The 21,059-nt window shown below is 65.4% G+C and carries 21 protein-coding genes; 13 read left to right on the top strand and 8 right to left on the bottom strand.

The features are described from left to right. The first annotated feature begins 38 nt into the window (after nucleotides 1–38). Complete coding sequence (rapZ, locus tag AC3WMU_RS12635; protein ID WP_492282809.1) at nucleotides 39–911, top strand: RNase adapter RapZ; 873 nt, start codon at nucleotides 39–41, stop codon at nucleotides 909–911. Then, on the top strand, nucleotides 908–1,864 hold the full coding sequence (locus tag AC3WMU_RS12630) for a septal ring lytic transglycosylase RlpA family protein (protein ID WP_492282425.1): 957 nt from the start codon (nucleotides 908–910) through the stop codon (nucleotides 1,862–1,864). Before rapZ ends, AC3WMU_RS12630 begins: the two co-directional genes overlap by 4 nt. Nucleotides 1,865–1,895: 31 nt before the next feature. On the opposite strand, the gene AC3WMU_RS12625 is transcribed toward AC3WMU_RS12630, so the two are convergent. Further along, nucleotides 1,896–2,480, bottom strand: coding sequence for a methylated-DNA--[protein]-cysteine S-methyltransferase (locus tag AC3WMU_RS12625; RefSeq protein WP_006224733.1), 585 nt, complete (start codon nucleotides 2,478–2,480; stop codon nucleotides 1,896–1,898). Between the two features lie 3 nt (nucleotides 2,481–2,483). After that, nucleotides 2,484–3,419 carry a 16S rRNA (cytidine(1402)-2'-O)-methyltransferase gene (rsmI, locus tag AC3WMU_RS12620; protein ID WP_006224734.1) on the bottom strand — a complete coding sequence of 312 codons (936 nt, stop codon included), beginning with the start codon at nucleotides 3,417–3,419 and terminating at the stop codon, nucleotides 2,484–2,486. A 68-nt stretch (nucleotides 3,420–3,487) separates the two neighbouring features. On the opposite strand from rsmI, the gene AC3WMU_RS12615 reads away from it, so the two are divergent. From AC3WMU_RS12615 to AC3WMU_RS12600, 4 genes are all read left to right on the top strand, one after another. Further along, complete coding sequence (locus tag AC3WMU_RS12615; RefSeq protein WP_492282424.1) at nucleotides 3,488–3,970, top strand: YraN family protein; 483 nt, start codon at nucleotides 3,488–3,490, stop codon at nucleotides 3,968–3,970. 115 nt (nucleotides 3,971–4,085) lie between these two features. Further along, nucleotides 4,086–4,679, top strand: coding sequence for a phosphoheptose isomerase (locus AC3WMU_RS12610; RefSeq protein ID WP_006224736.1), 594 nt, complete (start codon nucleotides 4,086–4,088; stop codon nucleotides 4,677–4,679). Beyond that, nucleotides 4,676–5,419: a BON domain-containing protein gene (locus tag AC3WMU_RS12605; protein ID WP_006224737.1), complete on the top strand. Its 744-nt coding sequence runs from the start codon at nucleotides 4,676–4,678 to the stop codon at nucleotides 5,417–5,419. The genes AC3WMU_RS12610 and AC3WMU_RS12605 overlap by 4 nt, the downstream gene beginning before the upstream one ends. Next, nucleotides 5,416–5,910, top strand: coding sequence for a peroxiredoxin family protein (locus AC3WMU_RS12600; protein WP_006224738.1), 495 nt, complete (start codon nucleotides 5,416–5,418; stop codon nucleotides 5,908–5,910). The genes AC3WMU_RS12605 and AC3WMU_RS12600 overlap by 4 nt, the downstream gene beginning before the upstream one ends. Before the next feature lie 150 nt (nucleotides 5,911–6,060). Here the strand turns inward: AC3WMU_RS12600 and AC3WMU_RS12595 are convergent, their stop codons facing one another. After that, nucleotides 6,061–6,849 carry a MetQ/NlpA family ABC transporter substrate-binding protein gene (locus tag AC3WMU_RS12595; RefSeq protein WP_492282423.1) on the bottom strand — a complete coding sequence of 263 codons (789 nt, stop codon included), beginning with the start codon at nucleotides 6,847–6,849 and terminating at the stop codon, nucleotides 6,061–6,063. Between the two features lie 264 nt (nucleotides 6,850–7,113). Between AC3WMU_RS12595 and argB the strand changes: the two genes are divergently transcribed. From argB to AC3WMU_RS12570, 5 genes are all read left to right on the top strand, one after another. Beyond that, complete coding sequence (gene argB, locus AC3WMU_RS12590; protein WP_006224740.1) at nucleotides 7,114–8,016, top strand: acetylglutamate kinase; 903 nt, start codon at nucleotides 7,114–7,116, stop codon at nucleotides 8,014–8,016. Between the two features lie 46 nt (nucleotides 8,017–8,062). Further along, nucleotides 8,063–8,809 carry a pyrimidine 5'-nucleotidase gene (locus tag AC3WMU_RS12585; RefSeq protein WP_006224741.1) on the top strand — a complete coding sequence of 249 codons (747 nt, stop codon included), beginning with the start codon at nucleotides 8,063–8,065 and terminating at the stop codon, nucleotides 8,807–8,809. Nucleotides 8,810–8,864: 55 nt separating this feature from the next. After that, nucleotides 8,865–9,440 carry a nucleoid occlusion factor SlmA gene (gene slmA / locus AC3WMU_RS12580; protein ID WP_088588688.1) on the top strand — a complete coding sequence of 192 codons (576 nt, stop codon included), beginning with the start codon at nucleotides 8,865–8,867 and terminating at the stop codon, nucleotides 9,438–9,440. 299 nt (nucleotides 9,441–9,739) lie between these two features. Then, complete coding sequence (locus AC3WMU_RS12575) at nucleotides 9,740–11,233, top strand: DASS family sodium-coupled anion symporter (RefSeq protein ID WP_035213074.1); 1,494 nt, start codon at nucleotides 9,740–9,742, stop codon at nucleotides 11,231–11,233. Nucleotides 11,234–11,245: 12 nt separating this feature from the next. Beyond that, a complete protein-coding gene (locus tag AC3WMU_RS12570) occupies nucleotides 11,246–12,298 on the top strand; it encodes an Ldh family oxidoreductase (RefSeq protein WP_006224744.1) in 1,053 nt (350 codons plus the stop codon). A gap of 1,055 nt (nucleotides 12,299–13,353) precedes the next feature. On the opposite strand, the gene rodA is transcribed toward AC3WMU_RS12570, so the two are convergent. From rodA to AC3WMU_RS12545, 5 genes are all read right to left on the bottom strand, one after another. Further along, nucleotides 13,354–14,490 (bottom strand): rod shape-determining protein RodA, encoded by a 1,137-nt coding sequence (gene rodA, locus AC3WMU_RS12565; RefSeq protein ID WP_006224745.1) that lies wholly within the window; start codon nucleotides 14,488–14,490, stop codon nucleotides 13,354–13,356. Then, on the bottom strand, nucleotides 14,487–16,415 hold the full coding sequence (mrdA, locus tag AC3WMU_RS12560) for a penicillin-binding protein 2 (RefSeq protein ID WP_006224746.1): 1,929 nt from the start codon (nucleotides 16,413–16,415) through the stop codon (nucleotides 14,487–14,489). The genes rodA and mrdA overlap by 4 nt, the downstream gene beginning before the upstream one ends. Before the next feature lie 15 nt (nucleotides 16,416–16,430). After that, a complete protein-coding gene (mreD, locus tag AC3WMU_RS12555) occupies nucleotides 16,431–16,991 on the bottom strand; it encodes a rod shape-determining protein MreD (protein ID WP_035213076.1) in 561 nt (186 codons plus the stop codon). Then, nucleotides 16,978–17,862 (bottom strand): rod shape-determining protein MreC, encoded by an 885-nt coding sequence (gene mreC / locus AC3WMU_RS12550; RefSeq protein WP_035213078.1) that lies wholly within the window; start codon nucleotides 17,860–17,862, stop codon nucleotides 16,978–16,980. The genes mreD and mreC overlap by 14 nt, the downstream gene beginning before the upstream one ends. Before the next feature lie 84 nt (nucleotides 17,863–17,946). Continuing rightward, nucleotides 17,947–18,990 (bottom strand): rod shape-determining protein, encoded by a 1,044-nt coding sequence (locus tag AC3WMU_RS12545; protein ID WP_006216320.1) that lies wholly within the window; start codon nucleotides 18,988–18,990, stop codon nucleotides 17,947–17,949. A gap of 227 nt (nucleotides 18,991–19,217) precedes the next feature. On the opposite strand from AC3WMU_RS12545, the gene gatC reads away from it, so the two are divergent. Further along, nucleotides 19,218–19,526: an Asp-tRNA(Asn)/Glu-tRNA(Gln) amidotransferase subunit GatC gene (gene gatC / locus AC3WMU_RS12540; protein WP_006224749.1), complete on the top strand. Its 309-nt coding sequence runs from the start codon at nucleotides 19,218–19,220 to the stop codon at nucleotides 19,524–19,526. A gap of 3 nt (nucleotides 19,527–19,529) precedes the next feature. Continuing rightward, nucleotides 19,530–21,059 (top strand): Asp-tRNA(Asn)/Glu-tRNA(Gln) amidotransferase subunit GatA, encoded by a 1,530-nt coding sequence (gatA, locus tag AC3WMU_RS12535; RefSeq protein ID WP_006224750.1) that lies wholly within the window; start codon nucleotides 19,530–19,532, stop codon nucleotides 21,057–21,059.

Here is a 21,059-nt window from a genome sequence, read left to right as displayed (position 1 = left end):
CGGCATCGTCCTGGAAAAAGCGTGCCACAATCATGTCCATGTTGAAAGTCGTCCTTGTCACCGGCATCTCAGGCTCAGGCAAATCCGTTGCCCTGCGCATGCTCGAGGATGCGAGCTACACCTGCGTCGACAACCTGCCGGTCCGCTTCCTGACCGAGTTCATCGCCAATGCGCGCGATGACGGCCTGGAGCGCGTTGCCGTCGCCATCGACGTCCGGTCCCCCGGCGAATTGGCGGAACTGCCCGATGTGGTCACGGCCCTGCGCGCCATGGGCACCAGCCTGCGCGTGGTCTTCCTGGACGCCAACACCGCCACGCTGGTGCAGCGCTACTCCGAATCCCGCCGCCGCCATCCGCTGACCGATCGCCTGCAGCGCGGCGGCACCGCGCCCTCGCTGACCGACTGCATCGCGCTGGAGCGCGAACTGCTGGCGCCACTGCGCGAACAAGAGCACGTGATCGACACCTCGGACCTGACGCCCGGCCAATTGCGCGCCTGGGTCCGCGACCTGATCCAGGCCGACCGCGCGCCGCTGGTGCTGACGTTCGAATCCTTCGCCTACAAGCGCGGCGTGCCCGGCGACGCCGATCTGGTGTTTGACGTGCGCTGCCTGCCCAACCCGCACTACGACCGCAACCTGCGGCCGCTGACCGGCCGCGACGAGTCCGTAGCCACGTGGCTGGCCGGGTACGAGCAGGTCGGGCAGATGATCGACGACATCGCCGGCTTCCTGAACCGCTGGCTGCCGCAGTACACCCAAGACACCCGCAACTACCTCACCGTGGCGATCGGCTGCACCGGCGGCCAGCACCGCTCGGTCTATGTGGTCGAACAGCTGGCGCTGCGCTTTGCCGACCACGATCCCCTGCTGGTGCGCCACCGCAACCAATTGCCCGTCGAATCCGCATGACCCTGTCCCGCCCGCTCCACCTGATCCTGATGCTGTTGCTGGCCATTGCCGTGGCCGGATGTTCTTCCACCGGTGGACGCAAAAAGGGCGGCGGGTATTACAAGGACGACGGCCCGGATGCGAATCCCCCGTCGAACCTGGACCAGGTGCCCGATGCGGTGCCGCGCATCGAACCCTACGCCAGCGGCGCCAACCGGCCGTACGTGGTGTTCGGCCAGCGCTATGTGCCCGACACCAGCGGCCAGCCGTACAAGCAGCGCGGCATCGCGTCCTGGTACGGCAAGAAATTCCACGGCAATTCCACGTCCATCGGCGAGTCCTACGACATGTACGCCATGACGGCCGCCCACACGACGCTGCCGATCCCCAGCTATGCGCGCGTCACCAGCCTGGTTAACGGCAAGACGATCGTCGTACGGGTGAACGACCGCGGGCCGTTCCATAGCGACCGGATCATGGACCTGTCGTACGTCGCTGCGTACAAGCTGGGCATCATCGGGCCGGGCAGCGGTCAGGTGGTGGTAGAGAGCATTCCGCAGGAAGAAATCCGGCGCCTGGCCTCGCAAGGCGCCCCGGCCGCACCGGAACCCGCATCGGCCACGGGTTCGATGCCTGTAATGGCACCAGTGGCCGCCACGCCCGTCGCGCTGACGGCCGAGCCGCTGCCAGACCCCGCGCCCGGCTCCGCGCCGGTGCGCCAGGCCCCGTCGGGCGGCACCGGCACGGTGTATCTGCAAGTCGGCGCGTTCAGCCAGCCGGCCAACGCGCAGTCGCTCGTCGCCCGCATCAATTCGCAGTTGGGCGCAGCGGGCGCGCCGCCCGCCCAGGTAGAACAGTCCAACAACCTGTACCGGGTCAGGATCGGGCCCTACCCCGATCGGCAAAGCGCCATGAACGCCGTGCAGCTGGTCTCGGACCGCATCGGCATCCTGCCGAGCATCGCCACGCAATAAGCGACGGGCTCGCCCGCGGCAGCCGTTATGCCTACCAGGGCAATTCGGCCTGTCCGTCGCAGACGCGGCGCGCCCGCGCGTTGCGGCTGACGTACCGGTTGCCTTCGTGCGCCAGCAGCGCCTGCTTGCGCGGCAATCCGCCGCCGAATCCCGTCAGCGAGGTATCGGCCCCGATCACGCGGTGGCAGGGGATGATGATGATGATCGGATTGCGGCCGACCGCGCCACCGACCGCCTGGGCGCCTTTGGGCCGCCCCACGGTGCGCGCCAGGTCGCCATAGCTGGCGAGCTTGCCGAAATCCAGGGCACACAACGCATGCCAGACCTTGTGCTGGAACGTCGTGCCGACTGGGTCGAGCGCCACGTCGAAACCCTGGCGCTTGCCCGCGAACCACTCTTCCAGCTCGCGCCGCGCCTGTTCCAGGATGGGATCGGTTTCCGTATGCGTCCAGCCTTCGGCCGAGGGCAGCAATTCCTGATCGGTGAACCACGCGCCGCGCAGGCCCTTGGGGCTGGCTACCAGACGCAGTTCGCCCAGCGGCGTGGCCATGTCGCGGTAAGCGATCGGTTCGAGGGGGTCGGCGGGTTTGTTCGACACGACCGTTGAATACACCATGCCTTACTCCGACGACTTCTTGCGGGCCAGCGCCCGGTTGTACAACACGTCGCGGGCCACGCCCGTGACCTTGGCGGCCACGCGGGCGGCGTCGCGCACGGACATCGATTCCAGCAGCGCATCCAGCAGCACGTCGGTGCGCGGGTCGGCTTCCTCGTCAACGTCCTGTCCGGCCTGGGCGTGCGCGATCAGCACGAATTCGCCTTGTTCACGATGCGAGTCGGCCGCCAGCCAGGCCGCGGCTTCGCCCAGCGTAATGGTGGCGATTTCTTCGAACCGTTTGGTGAGTTCGCGCGCCACGGTCAGTTGGCGGTCGGGGCCGCAGACTTCCAGCAGGTCGGCCAGCGTGGCGGCCAACCGGTGCGGCGATTCGAACATGACGACAGGCGCAGGCAAGGCGCACCACGAACGCAGCCAGCGTTGACGGGCCACGGCCTTGGGCGGCGGGAAGCCGGCGAAGGCATAGGCCGGGTTTTCGTCGGTGGTGACGCCGCTGCCCATCAAGGCCGCGATCACCGCACTGGGACCCGGCACCGGCACGACGGTGAAACCGGCCTCGCGCACCGCGCGCACCACGCGGGCGCCCGGATCGCTGACGGCGGGCGCGCCCGCATCGGACACCAACGCCACGCGCTGGCCCTGGGCCAGGCGTTCACAGATGGCTTGGGCAGCGGCGGCCTCGTTGTGGCGGTGGGCCGCCATCAGCGGCGTGCTGACGCCCCAGGCGTCCAGCAGGGTACGGCTGGCACGCGTGTCTTCGGCCGCGATGACATCGGCGCGTTGCAGGGCATGCCAGGCGCGCAGCCCCAAGTCGCCCAGATTGCCGATCGGCGTGGCCACCACGTACAGGGTCGACGCGGGCCAATGCTGCCCGGCCACGCGTTCGGCAACGCGGCTCCAGGCATCGCCGGCAGGCGGGGGTGAGACATTTTGATTCATTGCAGCCTACTGACACGGAAAACCATGTCAGTGTAGCCGCCAATGCCCGCCTATTTCGGAAGCCCCCCATGACGGACGACACGCTGCGCCTGGCCTGTGAACTGGCGCTGGCGGCCCGCCGCCGCGCCGACAAGCGCCGCCGCCGTGCCCGGCAGCGCGCAGCCCCCGGGGACACGCCCCCGCGCCGCTCGCCCATGCAACGCCGCGGCGACCAGCACGAAGACGCCGCGTTGCGCCTGCTGCAGGCCCAAGGCCTGGTGCTGCTGGCCCGCAACCTGTGGACCCGGGCGGGCGAGATCGACCTGGTCATGCGGGACGGCGACACGCTGGTCTTCGTCGAAGTCCGAGCCCGGGGTCCGACGCGCTTTGGCGGTGCGGCGGCCAGCATCGGCCGGGACAAGCAGGCCCGGCTGGCCCGCGCTGCGGCGCAATGGCTGCCGGAACTGGCCCGGCGTCACTGGCAGGGAAGGCAGCCGGCGGCGCGCTTTGATGCCGTGGTGTTTGACGCCGGCCAGCCGCAATGGCTGCGCGGCGCGTTCCTGCTGCCCTGATTGCGCTTGCCGCCTGGCGCGTCCCGCCGCTGGCCCGGCGTCCCCGTAACGCCCTGCCGCAACGTCGTTACGCATCGACAGAACAGCGCGACCGCCCCGTGAGATAATCGCGCCCATGGATATGACCTCTCGTATGACGTCGCACTTTCGCGACGCCATGGCTGCGTGCGAACAAAGTATGAACGTCCTGGCCGAACCGCTGGCAGTGGCGGTGGACGTGCTATTCGGCGCCCTGGCGAACAACGGCAAGATTCTGGCTTGCGGCAACGGCGGATCCGCCGCGGACGCACAGCATTTCATCGCCGAACTGGTAGGCCGCTTCGAACGCGAACGCCTGCCGCTGGCGGGCATCGCGCTCAATACCGACACCGCGATCCTCACCGCCGTCGGCAACGACTACGGCTTCGACGAAATCTACGAACGCCAGGTCAACGCCTTCGGCCAGGCCGGCGACGTCCTGGTGGCGATTTCCACCAGCGGCAATTCCCCCAACGTGGTCCGCGCCATGGAAGCCGCCAGTGCGCGCGAAATGCATGTTCTTGCCCTGACGGGCAAGGGCGGCGGCGTCATGGGGGAACTCATTACGCCGATGGACGTCCATCTATGTGTTCCCAGCGATCGCACGATGCGGATCCAGGAAGTCCATATTCTGCTGCTGCACGCACTGTGCGACGGCATCGACGCTCTTCTGCTTGGAGACACCGAATGATTTCTGACGTCAGAACCGCAGTCCGCCCCCTGATGCTCGCGGCCGCACTGTCCACCGCGGCGCTCTCGCTGACGGCCTGCGCACCGCTGATCGTAGGCGGCGCTGCCGCCACCACGGCGGTCGTGGTCACGGACCGCCGCACGTCAGGTATCCAGCTGGAAGACCAGAACATGGCCTTCAAGGCGCAAAGCCAGATCTCGCAGAAATTGGGCGATACCGCGCGCGTCAACGCCATGGCCTACGGTGGCCACCTGCTGCTGACGGGCGACGTCCCCACCGAGGAAGCCAAATCCCAGGCGACCGCCATCGCGCAAGGCGTCGAGAACGTCAAACAGGTCATCAACCAGCTGAATGTGGGCCCCATCGCTTCGTTCGGCACCCGCTCGAACGACACCTGGCTCACCTCCAAGGTGAAGACCGCGCTGATCAACACCAAGTACGTGCCGTCCGGCACCATCGCGCTGACGACCGACCACAGCGTCGTCTACCTGATGGGCAAGGTCACCCAGGCCGAGGGCGAGTACGCCGCCAACGCCACCGCCGATGTCGGCGGCGTCGCCAAGGTGGTTAAACTGTTCGAAACCATCAGCCGCGAGGAAGCGATCCGGCTGTCCAACAGCAGCACCCGAGACGCCTCCACCGAAACCAAAGCGCCCATTCAAAGCGGCGCCGGCGCAGCACCCAGCGATAACAACGCGGCCGGCACGAGCAATGGCGTTGAAGCGATGCCCATCAAATGAAAAAAGCCATCGTAGCCCTGGCCGTGCTGGTCGCGGTCGGCATCGGCGCCTGGTTCGTCTGGCGCCCCGCCCAGACGGCGCCCGACGTCACGTTCACCACGCTGGAAGGCAAGACCTTCTCTATGCAGGACCTGCGCGGCAAGGTCGTGCTGGTCAAGTTCTGGGCAACCAGCTGTGTGACCTGCGTGAAGCAGATGCCGGAAACCATTGCCGCCTATAAAGAGTACGCCGCCAAGGGCTACGAGGCCGTGGCGGTCGCCATGGATTACGATCCGCCCAACTTCGTGCTGAACTTCGCTGAACAGCGCAAGCTGCCCTTCCCCGTGGCGCTGGACACCAAAGGCGACATCGCGCGCGCCTTCGGCGACATCCGGCTGACGCCCACGGCGTTCCTGATCGACAAGCAGGGACACATCATCAAGCGCTATCTGGGCGAATACGATGTGGCCGAATTCCACGCCACCGTGGAAAAGGCGCTGGCGGCAGGTTGATGCCCGCCGCATCGCCCGCTTAAGAAGACCGCCTTTTGGGCGGTTTTTTTTTCTGGCCGAGAGGGTACTGCCTGCCGCCCGTTGGCTCCCGCCCAAAGAAAAACCGCCCGGCAAGCGGGCGGTTCCTGCGGTAGACAGCCGAGAGCGGCCTTAGAAAGCCGGAACCACGGCGCCCTTGTACTTTTCCTGGATGAATTTCTTCACTTCGGGGGTGTGCAGCGCATCGACCAGCTTCTTGATGCCCGGCGCATCCTTGTTGTCCGTGCGGGTCACCAGGATGTTGGCGTAGGGCGAATCGGCGCCTTCGATGAACAGCGCGTCCTTGGTCGGCACCAGCCCGGCTTCCAGCGCGTAGTTGGTGTTGATCAGCGCCAGGTCCACGTCATCCAGCGAACGCGGCAGCATCGCGGCTTCGAGCTCGCGGAACTTCAGCTTCTTGGGGTTCTCGACCACATCGGCGGCGGTCGCCAGGATGTTGGACGGGTCCTTCAGCTTGATCACGCCCTGCTTTTGCAGCAGCACCAGCGCGCGCCCGCCGTTGGACGGGTCGTTCGGAATGGCGACGGTGGCGCCGTCTTTGAGTTCGGCCAGGCTCTTGATCTTCTTGGAGTAGCCGCCAAAGGGCTCGACGTGGACCAGCGCCACCGGCACCAGCGTGGCCTTGCGGTCCTTGTTGAACGAATCCAGGTAGGGCTTGTGCTGGAAGAAGTTGGCGTCCAGCTGCTTGTCGACCAATTGCAGGTTGGGCTGCACATAGTCGCTGAACACCTTGATGTCGAGCTCGACGCCCTGATTGGCCAACTGCGGTTTCACCACTTCCAGGATCTCGGCATGCGGCACCTGGGTCGCGCCCACCACCACTTTTTCAGCATGGGCGGCATTGGCTGCCACCAGGAAGGCCGATGCCACGAGGGCAGCGCGGACGAAGTTCAAACGCATGTGTTGCCTCTTATAAGGATAAAAATGGGGGCCGATGCCCACCCGGATGCGGATTCGCCCCCTTTTGCGGGGCGCCACGTGCTCGAAAACGCCCCCAATTTACCTGAATGCCGGTTATTTGTCGGGCATATGGACATAGGTTTTAGGCATATGAAACGCGTGGGTACTACAATCCGTCGTATGCTTGCGCTACCGCGTTCCGAACGCGATTTTGTGCAGGCATTTTTTCTAACCTCTCATACTTATTTTGCCGACTTAGCTGCCATGACCGACACCCCCGACCCTGCTGCCGTTTCGTCCCCCGCTGTCAAAGCCGCTGTGCTGTCTGAAGCACTGCCGTATATCCGACGATTCCACGGCAAGACCATCGTGGTCAAGTACGGCGGCAACGCCATGACGGAAGAGCGCTTGCAGCGCAGTTTCGCGCACGATGTCGTGCTGCTGAAGCTGGTGGGTCTGAACCCGGTGGTCGTCCACGGCGGCGGTCCGCAGATCGACGACGCGTTGCGCCGCATCGGCAAGCAAGGCACCTTCATCCAGGGCATGCGCGTGACCGATGCCGAGACCATGGAAGTGGTCGAATGGGTGCTGGGCGGCCAGGTGCAGCAAGACATCGTCATGATGATCAACGAAGTTGGCGGCAAGGCCGTGGGCCTGACCGGCAAGGACGGCGGCCTGATCCAGGCCCAGAAGAAGCTGATGGCCAACAAGGACAACCCCAACGAACCGATCGACATCGGCTTCGTGGGCGACATCACGTTGGTCGAGCCGGCCGTCGTGAAGGCCTTGCAGGACGACCAGTTCATCCCCGTGATCTCGCCGATCGGCTATGGCGAAGACGGCACGGCCTACAACATCAACGCCGACGTCGTCGCCGGCAAGATGGCCGAAGTGCTGGGCGCTGAAAAGCTGCTGATGCTGACCAACACCCCGGGCGTGCTGGACAAGGCCGGCAAGCTGCTGCGCAGCCTGTCCGCCCAGACCATCGACGAACTCTTCGCAGACGGCACGATCTCGGGCGGCATGCTGCCCAAGATCTCGTCGGCGCTGGACGCCGCCAAGAACGGCGTGAACTCCGTGCACATCGTCGACGGCCGCGTGCCGCACTGCCTGCTGCTGGAAATCCTGACCGACCAGGGCGTCGGCACGATGATCAGCTCGCACTGATGCCCCTCCCGCAGCACTACGCGCTTCCCGCCAGGGGGCGTCTTTGATGCTGGCGCGCCGGCAATTGCTGCGGCCGGCGGTGCGCGTGCGCCGCTCGCGCCGAACGGCCACGGGCGTTTCCGAACGCCTGTGGCTGTTCGATCTGGACAATACCCTCCACGACACCTCGCACGCCATCTTCCCCAAGATCGACCACGGCATGACGATGGCCGTGGCCGAGGCCTTGAATGTCGACATCGACACGGCCAACGACGTGCGACGGCTGTACTGGAAGCGCTACGGCGCCACGATGATCGGCATGGTTCGGCATCACGGCGTGAACCCGCATGACTTCCTGCACCGCAGCCACGACTTCGACGTCAACCCGCTGGTGCGCGCCGAAAAGGCGCTGGCCTACAAGCTGCGGCAACTGCCCGGCCGCAAGGTGCTGCTGACCAACGCGCCGCTGCATTACGCCCGCGCGGTGCTGTCCCGCCTGGGCATCCTGCGCCAGTTCGACAGCCTGTGGGCCATCGAGCACATGCGCCTGCATGGTGAATTCCGCCCCAAGCCGTCGCCCGCCCTGCTGCGCTACGTGCTGGCCCGCGAAGGCGTGCCGGCCCACCGCGCGGTCCTGGTGGAAGACACGCTGGCCAACCTGCGCGGCGCGCGCCAGGCGGGTGTGCGTACCGTGCACGTCTATCACCCCGGCACGCCCTTTTCCCGCGGCCGCTCGCATCGTCCGGCCTACGTCGACTTGCGGGTAAACTCCGTCAGTGATTTGTTGTTACGCCGACGTCCCCTGCGGGGATAGCGGCGCGCTCCTCCCTCCCCTTCACCGTCAAGCCTGCGCGAGAGCAGTCCCTTCCATGGCGAGCAAACCCGGCGAGCGCAAGACCCAGATTCTGCAGACACTGGCCGAGATGCTGGAGCAGCCGCATGCGGCCCGCATCACCACAGCCGCCCTGGCCGCGCGCCTGGAAGTGTCGGAAGCCGCGCTCTACCGGCACTTCGCCAGCAAGGCGCAGATGTTCGAAGGGCTGATCGAATTCATCGAAACCAGCATTTTCACGCTGGTGAACCAGATTGCCGTCGCCGAACCCTATGGGGTGCCGCAAGCGCACAAGACCGTCTCCATGCTGCTGACCTTTTCGGAACGCAATAAGGGCATGACGCGGGTGCTGACCGGCGACGCGCTGGTCACGGAAGACAATCGGCTGCAAGAGCGCATCAACCACATCAATGACCGCATCGAAACGTCGCTGAAGCAGTCGCTGCGCATCGCCATCACGGACGGCGGCTTGCCGCCGGACGCCAATGTGGCCGCGCATGCCAGCCTGCTGACGCACCTGGTGCTGGGCCGGTGGCTGCGGTATGCGCAGAGCGGCTGGCGCGTGGCGCCCACGCTGCACCTGGACGAGCAGCTGCGCCTGGCGCTGGGTTGATTGGCGCATTTGCGCCATAACACGAACGAATTAACGTAAGAATGTCGCGGCCGTCGCCGCGGCCTCGGCACAATTGGCGTGCATTTATGCAACATTCCAAGACTTGCGACCAGCGAGGGCGGACGAGCATAATGCCCCACGTGGGTTTTCCACAAGCGCAAATCTTCTTCGGTTTGACCCACATCAATACGGGTTTTCCTCAATGCCGTCACGATCATCCTGTAGCACCGACACATCGAATTGAATAACCCGTGCTCGCGGGAAGTGTGTCGGTAGTTTGACCTTAACCGGAGATGGATATGACCGCGCCAGCCGCTGTCCCTGCCTCGCAAGCCCCAAAGAAAGCAAAAATCCCAATCGGACTCGTCGCCGGCATCCTGGTGATGATCGGGGTGTTGATGATGCCCCTGCCTGCCGACCTGCCGGTCGCGGGACACCGCATGCTGGCGATCCTGGCGTTTGCCGTGGTGGTCTGGATTACCGAAGCCGTGTCTTACGAAGCCAGCGCGATCATGATCACGACGCTGATGGCTTTCCTGTTGGGCACGGCTCCGACAATCAAAGACCCAAACGTGCTGTACGGCACGTCGGCCGCCATCAGCATGGCGCTGACCGGCTTTGCAAATTCGGCGCTGGCGCTGGTCACCGGCGCCCTGTTCATTGCCGCCGCCATGACCTTCACCGGGCTGGACCGGCGCATCGCGCTGGTCACCCTGTCCAAGGTCGGCACCAGCACGCGCCGCATCCTGATCGGATGTATCGCCGTGACGATCGTGCTGAGCCTGGTCGTGCCCAGCGCCACCGCCCGCAGCGCCGCCGTGGTGCCCATCATGATGGGTGTCATCGCCGCTTTCGGCGTGGACAAGCGCTCGAATATCGCCGCCGGCATCATGATCATCGTGGCGCAAGCCACCAGCATCTGGAACGTCGGCATCCAGACGGCCGCCGCCCAGAACCTGCTGACGGTCGGCTTCATGGAAAAGATGCTGGGCGAACGCGTGGCGTGGTCGGACTGGCTGATCGCCGGCGCCCCCTGGTCGCTGATCATGTCGGCTGTGCTGATCATCGTGGTGCTGAAGATGCTGCCGCCGGAAAGCGACAGCATCGCCGGAGGCAAGGAAGCGGTCGAAAAGTCGCTGCTTGAACTGGGCCCCATGACGGGTGCGCAAAAGCGCCTGATGGCGGTGTCGGTCATGCTGCTGCTGTTCTGGTCGACCGAAGGCAAGCTGCACAAGTTCGACACCACGTCGACCACCTATTTCGGCCTGGTCCTGCTGATGCTGCCGCGCTTTGGCGTGATGACGTGGAAAGACGTGCAATCGCGCATCCCATGGGGCACGGTGATCGTGTTCGGCGTGGGTATCAGCCTGGGCACCGCCCTGCTGACGACGCAAGCGGGCCAATGGCTGGGCAACCAGGTCGTGGCGCACACCGGGCTGGATCACCTGGGACCGCTGGCCATCTTCGCCATCCTTGCCGCGTTCCTGATCGTCATCCACCTGGGTTTCGCCAGCGCCACCGCGCTGACCTCGGCCATGCTGCCCATCCTGATCTCGGTGCTGGCCACGCTGCCGGGCGACTTCAGCCGCCTGGGCATGACAATGCTGCTGGGCTTCGTCGTCAGCTACGGCTTCATCCTGCCTATCAACGCGCCGCAGAACATGGTGTGCCTGGGCACGGAAACCTTCAACGCCAAGCAGTTCGCCAAAGTCGGCATCATCGTCACCATCGTGGGCTACCTGCTAATGCTGGTGATGGGCGCGACTTACTGGCGCTGGCTCGGCTGGCTCTAAGGAGTACGCATCATGAAACTCTCCATTGCCCAAGCCAATGAATACGGCCGCCGCGTGCTGATGGCGCAAGGCGTGCCCGAAGACATCGCCCGCGACGTGGCCGAACACCTGGTCGAGTCCGACCGGGTGGGCTATACCAGCCACGGCCTGTCGATCCTGACGAACTACCGGCGCGTGCTGTCCGAAGGCCTGGCCAAGCCGGACGGCCGGCCCGAACTGGTCAACGACCGCGGCGCCATGCTGGCCTACGACGGCCACCACGGCCTGGGCCAGTACGTCGGCAAAGTCGTCATCGAAAAGGCCATCGAGCGCACGCAGGAACACGGCCAATGCATCGTGACTCTGCGCCACAGCCACCACCTGGGCCGCATGGGCCACTTCGGCGAAATGGTGGCAGCCAAGGGCCTGATCCTGCTGGCCTTCACCAACGTGATCAACCGCTCGCCCACCGTGGCGCCGTTCGGCGGCGCGCAGGCGTGCCTGACCACGAACCCGCTGTGCTTCGCCGGCCCGCTGCCGGGGGGCCGTCCGCCCTTCATCGTGGACATGGCCACCAGTTCCATCGCCGTGAACAAGGCGCGCGTGCTGGCGGCCAAGGGAGAACAAGCGCCCCCGGGATCCCTGATCGACGCCGACGGCAACCCGACGACGGATCCGGGCGCCCTTTTCACCGACCCGCCCGGCGCCCTGCTTCCTTTCGGCGGCCACAAGGGCTACGCGCTGGGGCTGGTGGCCGAACTGCTGGCAGGCGTCCTGTCTGGCGGCGGCACGATCCAGCCCGAACACCCGCGCATCGGCGTGGCGACAAACAACATGTTCGCGCTGCTGCTGGATCCGCAGGTGGACTTCAACACCGACTGGCGAACGATGGAAGTCGGCGCGTTCATCGACTATCTGCACGCATGCAAGCCGCAACCCGGCGTGGAATCCGTGCAGTATCCGGGCGAATACGAAGCCCGCAACCGGGCGGTGAATGCCGATTCGGTGGAATTCGATAGCCGGATCTGGGATGGCTTGAAGAAGCTGGCAGCCGACCTGGGTGTGCCGGAGGCGTTACCGGGTTGACGGTATGTATGTAGTGACGGGTGCTGGTTCTTAAGACGCCCGTCACGGCGGAGGCCTGCCGTGCGCGGGTCAACGATTGCGGTCCGGAGCCTTCGCTCCGGACTTCCCCTTTGTCATCTTCGTTGTTGCCTGCGGCAACTGCCTTCAGATTCCCTCGGGCTTATCGACGCCCCGCGCACGGCAGGCCTCCGCCGCGACGGGCTCGCGCAGTTGCAACCTGACTTCCACGGGGGGAGCCGTGTGCTTAGGGTTCTTGCACGCGGTATTGGGGTGAGAAATATCTTGCGGGGCCCGCCCCCGGCCGGCCGCGCAGGCGGCCTTTGGGGGCTTACGCGGTGTCTTGCGTCGGAAGCAAGCCGCTACGCGTGTAGGCCGGAGCGTTGTTCGCCCTTCGTAGGATGGGTGGAGTGCGTGCGGACACCGGCAAGAACACGAGCGTTCAGCGCACGTAACCCATCACGAAGCATGCCAAGAGATGGGTTACGCGCGATCGAGGCAATCGTTCTTCCCAAAGCCCAACCGCGCTTCACCCATCCTACAAGCTTCGTCAGTTGAACCCTGCTGCCGGATGGGCGGCTTGCCGCCCATCTCTACCCACCCCCACGTGATTGCGGACCCATCAGCACGCCCCCCCACGCAAGCGCGCAAGCGATCACCACCCCCACGACGCACAGCACGTATGCCGATTACGGCCGCCCGCGCGGCCGCAATCGGCGGGCCACGCAAACCTCGAAACTGAACACAGGTCCAGCATCGCACCAAACCAAGACGGCGCGAGCCCGTCGGTGTGGGCGACATGGACGCGAGCAACCTCGATGCGCCCGAGGGAATCTGAAGGCAGTTGCCGTAGGCAACAACGAAGATGACGAAGGGGAAGTCCGGCGCCCGGGCGCCGGACCGCAATCGTGGGCGCGAGTGGCCATGACGCTCACACCGACGGGCAACCTACGAAGCACGATCCCCAGCAAGAAGAATCACGCCCCGCAGTAAGACGAACCCGACCCGCAGCACCACCAAGCCCCTCAACGAATCCCCAGCCCGCCCGACACCAGCAATCAAGCCTTAACCGACCGATGTCGGCTAATACTCATCATGATCCCGAATGCGATCCCCATCGTAAACAACGCCGTCCCCCCGTAACTCATGAACGGCAACGGCACGCCGACGACAGGCAGGATCCCTGTCACCATCCCCACGTTCACGAACACATAGATGAACAGCATCATCGTCAGCGCCCCCGCCAGCAAGCGGCCGAACTGCGACGATGCGCGCGATGCGATCGTCAGGCCGCGTGCCATCATCAGGCCGTACAGCACCAGGATTGCGATACCGCCGTACAGGCCGAATTCCTCGGCATACACCGCGAAGATGAAGTCGGTCGTGCGTTCGGGGATGAAGTCCAGGTGCGTCTGCGTGCCCTTCATGTAGCCCTTGCCGTAGACGCCGCCCGAACCCACCGCGATCATCGACTGGATCGTATGGAAGCCCTTGCCCAAGGGATCGGAGCTGGGATTCAACAGCGTGCAAACCCGGTGCTTCTGATAGTCGTGCAGCACCACCCAGTCCACATCTGGCTCGCATAGCTGGTCTTCGTAATACACCAGCGTGCCAATCGCAATGATGCCCGCCAGCATCACCGGCACCAGCAACTTGAACGACAGGCCCGCGAAATAGATCACGAAGAAACCCGCGCCGAACACCAGCAGCGCCGTGCCCAGGTCAGGCTGCAGCACGATCAGGCCGAACGGCGCGGCCAGCATCGCGGCAGCCGCCAGGAAGTCGCGGATACGCACGGCGCCTTCGTGCCGCTGGAAGTACCAGGCCAGCATCATCGGCACGGCGATCTTCATCATCTCGGACGGCTGGATACGCGTCACGCCCAGGTTCAGCCAGCGGGTCGCGCCCTTGCTGGTTTCACCGAAGAACTCCACGCCCAGCAACAGCACCACGCCCACTACATAGAACGGCAGAGCCAGCTTCATCAGCCACTTGGGCGGGATCAGCGACATCGTCCACATCGCGAAGAACGCGATGATGAAATTGCGTGACTGCTCCGCGAAGCGCCAGTCCGTGCCGCCCACCGCCGAATGCATGACGGTCAGGCCCAGCGCGGCGAACATCATCAGAATCGCCAGCAGCGGCCAATCGAACGCCGTGAACACGCGTAGCAGGATAAGGCCCAGGCGCTTCATTGTTGGCGCACCACGTCGGAAGTAATGGATTCAACGGAGGCCAGCGGATCGGCCCGGTCCGGCCGTACGATCTTGTCCTGCCGGTCTTTGGCCAACCAGTAGTCGAACACCTTGCGCGCCACGGGCGCGGCCACGCTGGCGCCCCAGCCTGCGTTTTCGACGATCAGCGACACGGCAATGCGGGGATGCTCCAGCGGCGCAAATCCCATGAACAGCGCGTGGTCGCGCAGACGTTCGTCGATGGCGCTGGCGCGGTAGTGGCCGCCGCGCAGGCTGAACACCTGTGCCGTGCCCGTCTTGCCTGCCGCCTGGTAGGGGGCGTTGGCGAAAGCGCGCCGCGCCGTGCCGGCCCGCACCACGTCCCCCATCGCGTTCTTGATGACATCCACGTTGGCCTGCTTCAACGGAATCCGGTAATCGGGTGCGGACTCGGTGGGCTTGGCCACGCCCGTGCGCGGGTCGCGCACCGCGTGCACCAGATGCGGGCGGCGATACAGGCCATTGTTGGCCAGCGTCGACGTGCCCTGCGCCAGCTGCAGCAAGGTAAACGCGTTGTAGCCCTGGCCCACGGCGACCGAGATGGTTTCGCCCGCGTACCAGCGCTGGCGGTCCTTGTCCTTGTAGGCAGAACGCTTCCAGTCGGTGGACGGCAGCACGCCGCGCTTTTCGCCTTCCAGGTCGATGCCGGTGATCTGGCCAAAACCGAACTGCTTGGTGAAATCGTGCAGCGCGTTCACGCCGATCTCGGGGCCCAGCGAATAGAAATACGTGTCCGACGACACCACGATCGCCTTGTGCATGTCGGTCATGCCGTAGGCCGCGCCGCCCGCGTTGCGGAATTTCTGTCCGCCGAATTCGTAATAACCGGGGTCGGAGATGCGGTCGGTTGCGCGACGCTTGCCCAGCTCCAGGGCGGCCAAGCCCACGAAGGGCTTATACGTCGAACCGATCGGGTAGGTGCCGTACAGCGGGCGGTTGATCAGCGGGTGGTCGGGCGACTCGTTCAGCATCCGCCAGTTGTCCACGTCGATGCCGTCCACGAACAGGTTGGGATCGAAGGACGGTTGCGACACGAAGGCCAGGACTTCACCCGTGTCGGGGTCGATCGCGACGAGCGCGCCGCGCTGGCCCTCGAAGGCTTCTTCGGCCACCTTCTGCAAACCCAGGTCGATGGACAGCATGATGTCCGATCCCGGCACCGGGTCGATCCGCCGCAGCGTGCGCATGGGGCGTCCGCCGGCAGTGACTTCGACCTCTTCGAGGCCGGTACGGCCGTGCAGTTGTTCTTCCCAGGTCTTCTCGATGCCCTTCTTGCCGATGACATCGGTGCCGCGGTAGTTGCCCAACTGGCCGGCGCGTTCCAGTTCTTCGTTGTCGCCTTCGGCGATGCGGCCGATGTAGCCCACCACGTGCGCGGCCGACAGGCCCTGCGGATACTCTCGCACCCAGCGCGCCCGCAGCTCGACGCCCGGGAACTGGAACGAGTGCGCGGCGAACCACGCGGCCTCGGTCTCGTTCAGGTTATTGCGCAGTTGCAAGCTGGCGTAGCGGCTGGACTCCGCCGCGCGCCGCTTGAAGCGCCGCTGGTCGGTGGGGCTGATGTAGACGACTTCGGTCAACCGTTCGAAGAGCTCGTTCATGTTGCCGGCGTGGGCGGGTACCACTTCCAGCGTGTAGGTACGGTAGTTGCGCGCCAGGATTTCGCCGTTGCGGTCCAGGATCTCGCCGCGGCGCGGCGGGATCGGCACGACCGCGATGCGGTTGCGGTCGGCGCGTTCGGACAGGCCTTCGTAACGGTCGACCTGCAAATACCAGAACCGGCCCACCAGCACGCCGAAGCACGCCAGGGCGAACACGCCGCCGACCCAGGCGCGCAGGCGAAAACGCTGCTTCTGCTGCTGGCCGGTTTTCTTGAATTCAAACATGAGGCGACGCCGCCATCAGGCGGAGGAGGATTCGGCGTCGTCGGCACCGCGCTGCGGCAAGTGCAGGACCCAGCCCGCCAACGGCCACAGGGCAGCCGTGATGGCCACGCTGATGCACCAGTCCCAGCCCGGCCATTTGCCGGCCAGCCAGGCGTGGATGATCTGGGTCAGGAAGCGGGCGATGAAGAAGACAGGCAGCATGTGCATCGCCTGGCTCCAGAGGTCGAACCGTTGCAGGCGGCGATGCAGCACCACGGCGCCGTAGGCGACCAGCGTGTACGACAAGGCGTGCTCGCCCAGCGGACCCGCGTCGTGCACGTCCATCAGCAAGCCAAAGAAGAACGCGGTGAAGAGCCCCACTCGGCGCGGCTCGTGCACGCACCAGAAGGCGATGATCAGCAGCAGCACGTCGGGCGCGCCCTGCCACAAGCGCCACGGCAGCAGCGAAACCAGCCACACCAGCAGCACCGTGGCCCAGACGAAAACGCCGTGGGCCGGACCGGACAGGCGGTCGGGATGCACGTTGCTGGGGGTACCCAGGCGGCGCCTGGGTTGCGATTGATTAGTCCGATCCACCGGAATCGACCTCCTGACGGTTGGACTCGGCGCGGGCCACATCCACCTGCAAGACCAGGAAGTGGCGATAGCGTTCGGGGTGGGCCAGCGGTTCACACACGGCGCGCGCGAAACCGGAAGCGGTGTCGCGTTCGACCGAGGTCACTTTGGCCACAGGCAGGCCGGCAGGGAACAAACCGCCGACGCCGCTGGTAACGATAGTATCGCCTTCCTTGATGTCGGCATTGGCGGCAAGGTAACGGACTTCCATCTTGCCCGGCGAATTGCCGCCGAACGCGATCAGTCGCAGCCCGTTGCGCAGCAGCTGGACGGGGATGGAGACCTGCTCGTCCGTCACCAGGGCCGCTTCGGCCGTCATCGGCGTCACGCGCACGATCTGGCCGACCACGCCGCCTTCGTCGATGACGGGCATGCCCGGCGCCAGGCCGGCTTTGCTGCCTTTGTTGAACACCAGCCGCTGGGTGAACGCATTGGTGGGTTCGTACATGACCTCGACCACCACGGCCGATTGCGCCACGGTGTCGGTCACGCCCAGAAGGCGGCGCAGTTGCGCGTTTTCGGCGGCCAGTTGCGCCGCATGGCTGGCCACCTGGGCCAGTTCGATGCGCTGGCGCTGCAAGGCTTCGTTTTCGCTGCGGATGAGGTTGGCCGCGTTGACCCACTCATTGACTTGCTGGACGAGGTCGCGCGGCGCCATGACGGCACGCTGGAAGGGATAAAGCGCGACGGACATCGCACGGCGCGCCGGTTCCAGCATGCGCCATTGCGAATCCATGATGATCAGGGCCAACGCAAGGACGACCAGAACGACCAGCCGCACCTCCGCAGGTGGGCCGCGCCTGAATAGGGGGGGGGTCCCTTGTCGTTGCATGAATCTCAGCCCGGGCACCCGCGTCCGTAGCTCCCGCAGCGGCCGGAGCCGTGAAAAAGCGGGGCTCCGGGCTGGCGGGCGGTATTAGTCGTTGATGAAGATGGCGCCCAGTTTCTCAAGGTGTTCCAGCGCTTCGCCGCAACCGCGCACGACGCAGGTCAGGGGATCGTCGGCCACCACGACGGGCAGGCCGGTCTCTTCCTGAAGCAGGCGATCCAGATCGCGCAGCAGTGCGCCACCGCCGGTCAGGGCGATACCCTTGTCGGTGATGTCGGCACCCAGTTCGGGCGGGGTCTGCTCAAGGGCGATCTTTACCGCGGACACGATTTGGTTCAGCGGGTCGGTCAGCGATTCCAGGATCTCGTTGGACGAGACCGTGAAGCTGCGCGGCACGCCTTCGGCCAGATTGCGACCCTTGACTTCGATTTCGCGGACTTCGGAACCCGGGAATGCGGACCCGATTTCCTTCTTGATCAGTTCAGCGGTGGGCTCGCCGATCAGCATGCCGTAGTTACGGCGGATATAGTTGACAATGGCTTCGTCGAACTTGTCGCCGCCGACGCGCACGGAACCCTTGTAGACCATGCCGCCCAGCGAGATGACCGCCACCTCGGTGGTGCCGCCGCCGATGTCGACGACCATGGAGCCGCTGGCGTCGGAGACGGCCAGGCCGGCGCCGATGGCTGCGGCCATGGGTTCTTCGATCAGGAAGACGTGGGACGCGCCCGCGCCCAACGCCGATTCGCGGATGGCGCGACGTTCAACCTGGGTGGAGCCGCAGGGCACGCAGACGATAATGCGCGGACTGGGCGCCAGCATGTTGCGGGGGTGCACCATGCGGATGAATTGCTTGAGCATCTGTTCGGTGACCGTGAAGTCAGCGATAACGCCATCCTTCATGGGCCGAATGGCCTCGATATTGCCGGGAACTCGGCCAAGCATCTGCTTGGCTTCGTGGCCGACGGCCTGGATGATCTTTTTGCCGTGAGGCCCGCCTTCATGACGGATTGCGACCACGGAGGGCTCATCGAGCACGATGCCCTTGCCGCGGACGTAAATCAGCGTATTGGCGGTACCGAGGTCGATCGCCATATCGCTGGAAAAATAACTGCGCAGGAATCCGAACATGGGAGCTCAGCTAAATTCTGGGGGGAATTGGGTTCATGCCATGGGGCGTTTGGCCCGAAAAACGTCGGGTCCGCCTGTCATCACGGCGATTAAACCGTGAATCATAACTTATAATTTCACCGGAAATAGCGCATAAATGCAGGCTATTCAAGCTTTGTAACGGGTTTGGCGCATGCATACTGCCCAGTCCCGCCCTTCGGCCTTCGCTTATCGATTTTGCAATCCCTATGGCGCTTAATGACACAGATGTGGCCCGCATTGCCCGGCTGGCCAGAATCGAACTGACCCCCGACCAGCGCACCGTCGCGCAGGCCGAGTTGAACGGCATCCTCCACCTGATCGAACGGCTCCAGGCCGTCGACACCCAAGGCGTCGAACCCCTGGCCCACCCCCTGTCCGCCCATGAGGACATCGTGCTGCGCCTGCGTGAAGACGCCGTGACCGAGGCCAGCTCGGAAGCCCGCCGCCAGGCGCTGCTGGCCAACGCCCCCGACGCCCAGGAAGGCTTGTTCCTGGTCCCTAAAGTCCTGGACTGAGCCATGACGAAACCTGCCTTGCACACCCAATTCGAGGGGATCGCCGCTTTGCGCGCGGCCCTCGCCCAACGCCAGGTCAGCGCCGTGGAACTGGCGCAAAGCGCCCTGGCGGCCGCCGATGCGGCCAGCGGCCTGAATTGCTTTTTACATATTGACGCTGAATTGACGCTGGCGCAGGCCCGCGCCGCCGACGCCGCCCTGGCCGATGGTACGGCAGGCCCGCTGGCCGGCGTACCCATCGCCCACAAGGACGCGTTCGTGACCCGCGGCTGGCGCACCACCGCCGGCAGCAAGATGCTGGAAGGTTATGTCAGCCCGTTCGACGCCACCGTCGTCGAACGCCTGGGCGCGGCCGGCGCCGTGTCCATCGGCAAGCTGAACTGCGACGAATTCGCCATGGGTTCCGGCAACGAGAACTCGGCCTACGGCGCCGTGAAGAACCCCTGGGACCACGCCGCCGTACCCGGTGGCTCCTCGGGCGGTTCGGCCGCCGCCGTGGCCGCCCGCCTGGTGGCCGCCGCCACCGGCACCGACACCGGCGGTTCGGTGCGCCAGCCCGCTGCCCTGTGCGGCGTGAGCGGCATCAAGCCGACCTACGGCACGGTCTCGCGCTATGGCATGGTGGCCTTCGGCTCCAGCCTGGACCAGGCCGGCCCGCTGGCCGCCAGCAGCCGCGACCTGCTTGAACTGCTGGATGTCGTCAGCGGCTTCGATCCGCGCGACGCCACCAGCCTGGAAAAGTGCGACGCCGCCGTCAACGAACCGGGCCGCGTCCGCCGCGACTTCGATTCGGCCCAGGCCGCATTTGACGCCGCCGGCAGCCAGCCCCTGAAGGGCCTGCGCATCGGCGTGCCGCAAGAGTATTTCGGCGCCGGCCTGGCCGCCGACGTGGCCGCCGCGGTGGAAGCCGCCCTGGCCCAGTTCGAAGCGCTGGGCGCCGTGCGCGTGCCGGTGTCGCTGCCGCGCACCGAACTGGCCATTCCCGCTTACTACGTCATCGCCCCCGCGGAAGCGTCCAGCAACCTGGCCCGCTACGACGGCGTGCGCTACGGCCACCGTACCGAGCAGTACGGCGATCTCACCGAGATGATCAGCCGCTCGCGCGCCGAAGGCTTCGGCAGCGAGGTCAAGCGCCGCATCCTGATCGGCACCTACGTGCTGTCGCACGGCTATTACGACGCCTACTACCTTCAAGCGCAGCGCCTGCGCCGCCTGATCGCGCAGGATTTCCAGCGCGCCTACGCCGGCCAATGCGACGTGATCATGGGCCCGGTCACCCCGACGGTCGCCAAGAACATCGGCGACAACCGCGACGACCCGACGGCCGACTGGCTGGCCGACGTCTACACGCTGGGCGTCAGCCTGGCCGGCCTGCCCGCAATGTCGATCCCGTGCGGCTTCGGCTCGGGCCGACCGGTCGGCCTGCAGATCATCGGCAACTACTTCGACGAAGGCCGCCTGTTGGCCATCGCCGACCGCTACCAACAAGTCACCAACTGGCATAAGCAATCGCCAGTAAAGCAGGACGCCTGA

This window comes from Achromobacter sp. FW305-C-13 (assembly GCF_058783475.1).
Note: the sequence above shows the minus strand (reverse complement) of the source record. Positions and strands in the feature narration are given on the sequence as shown.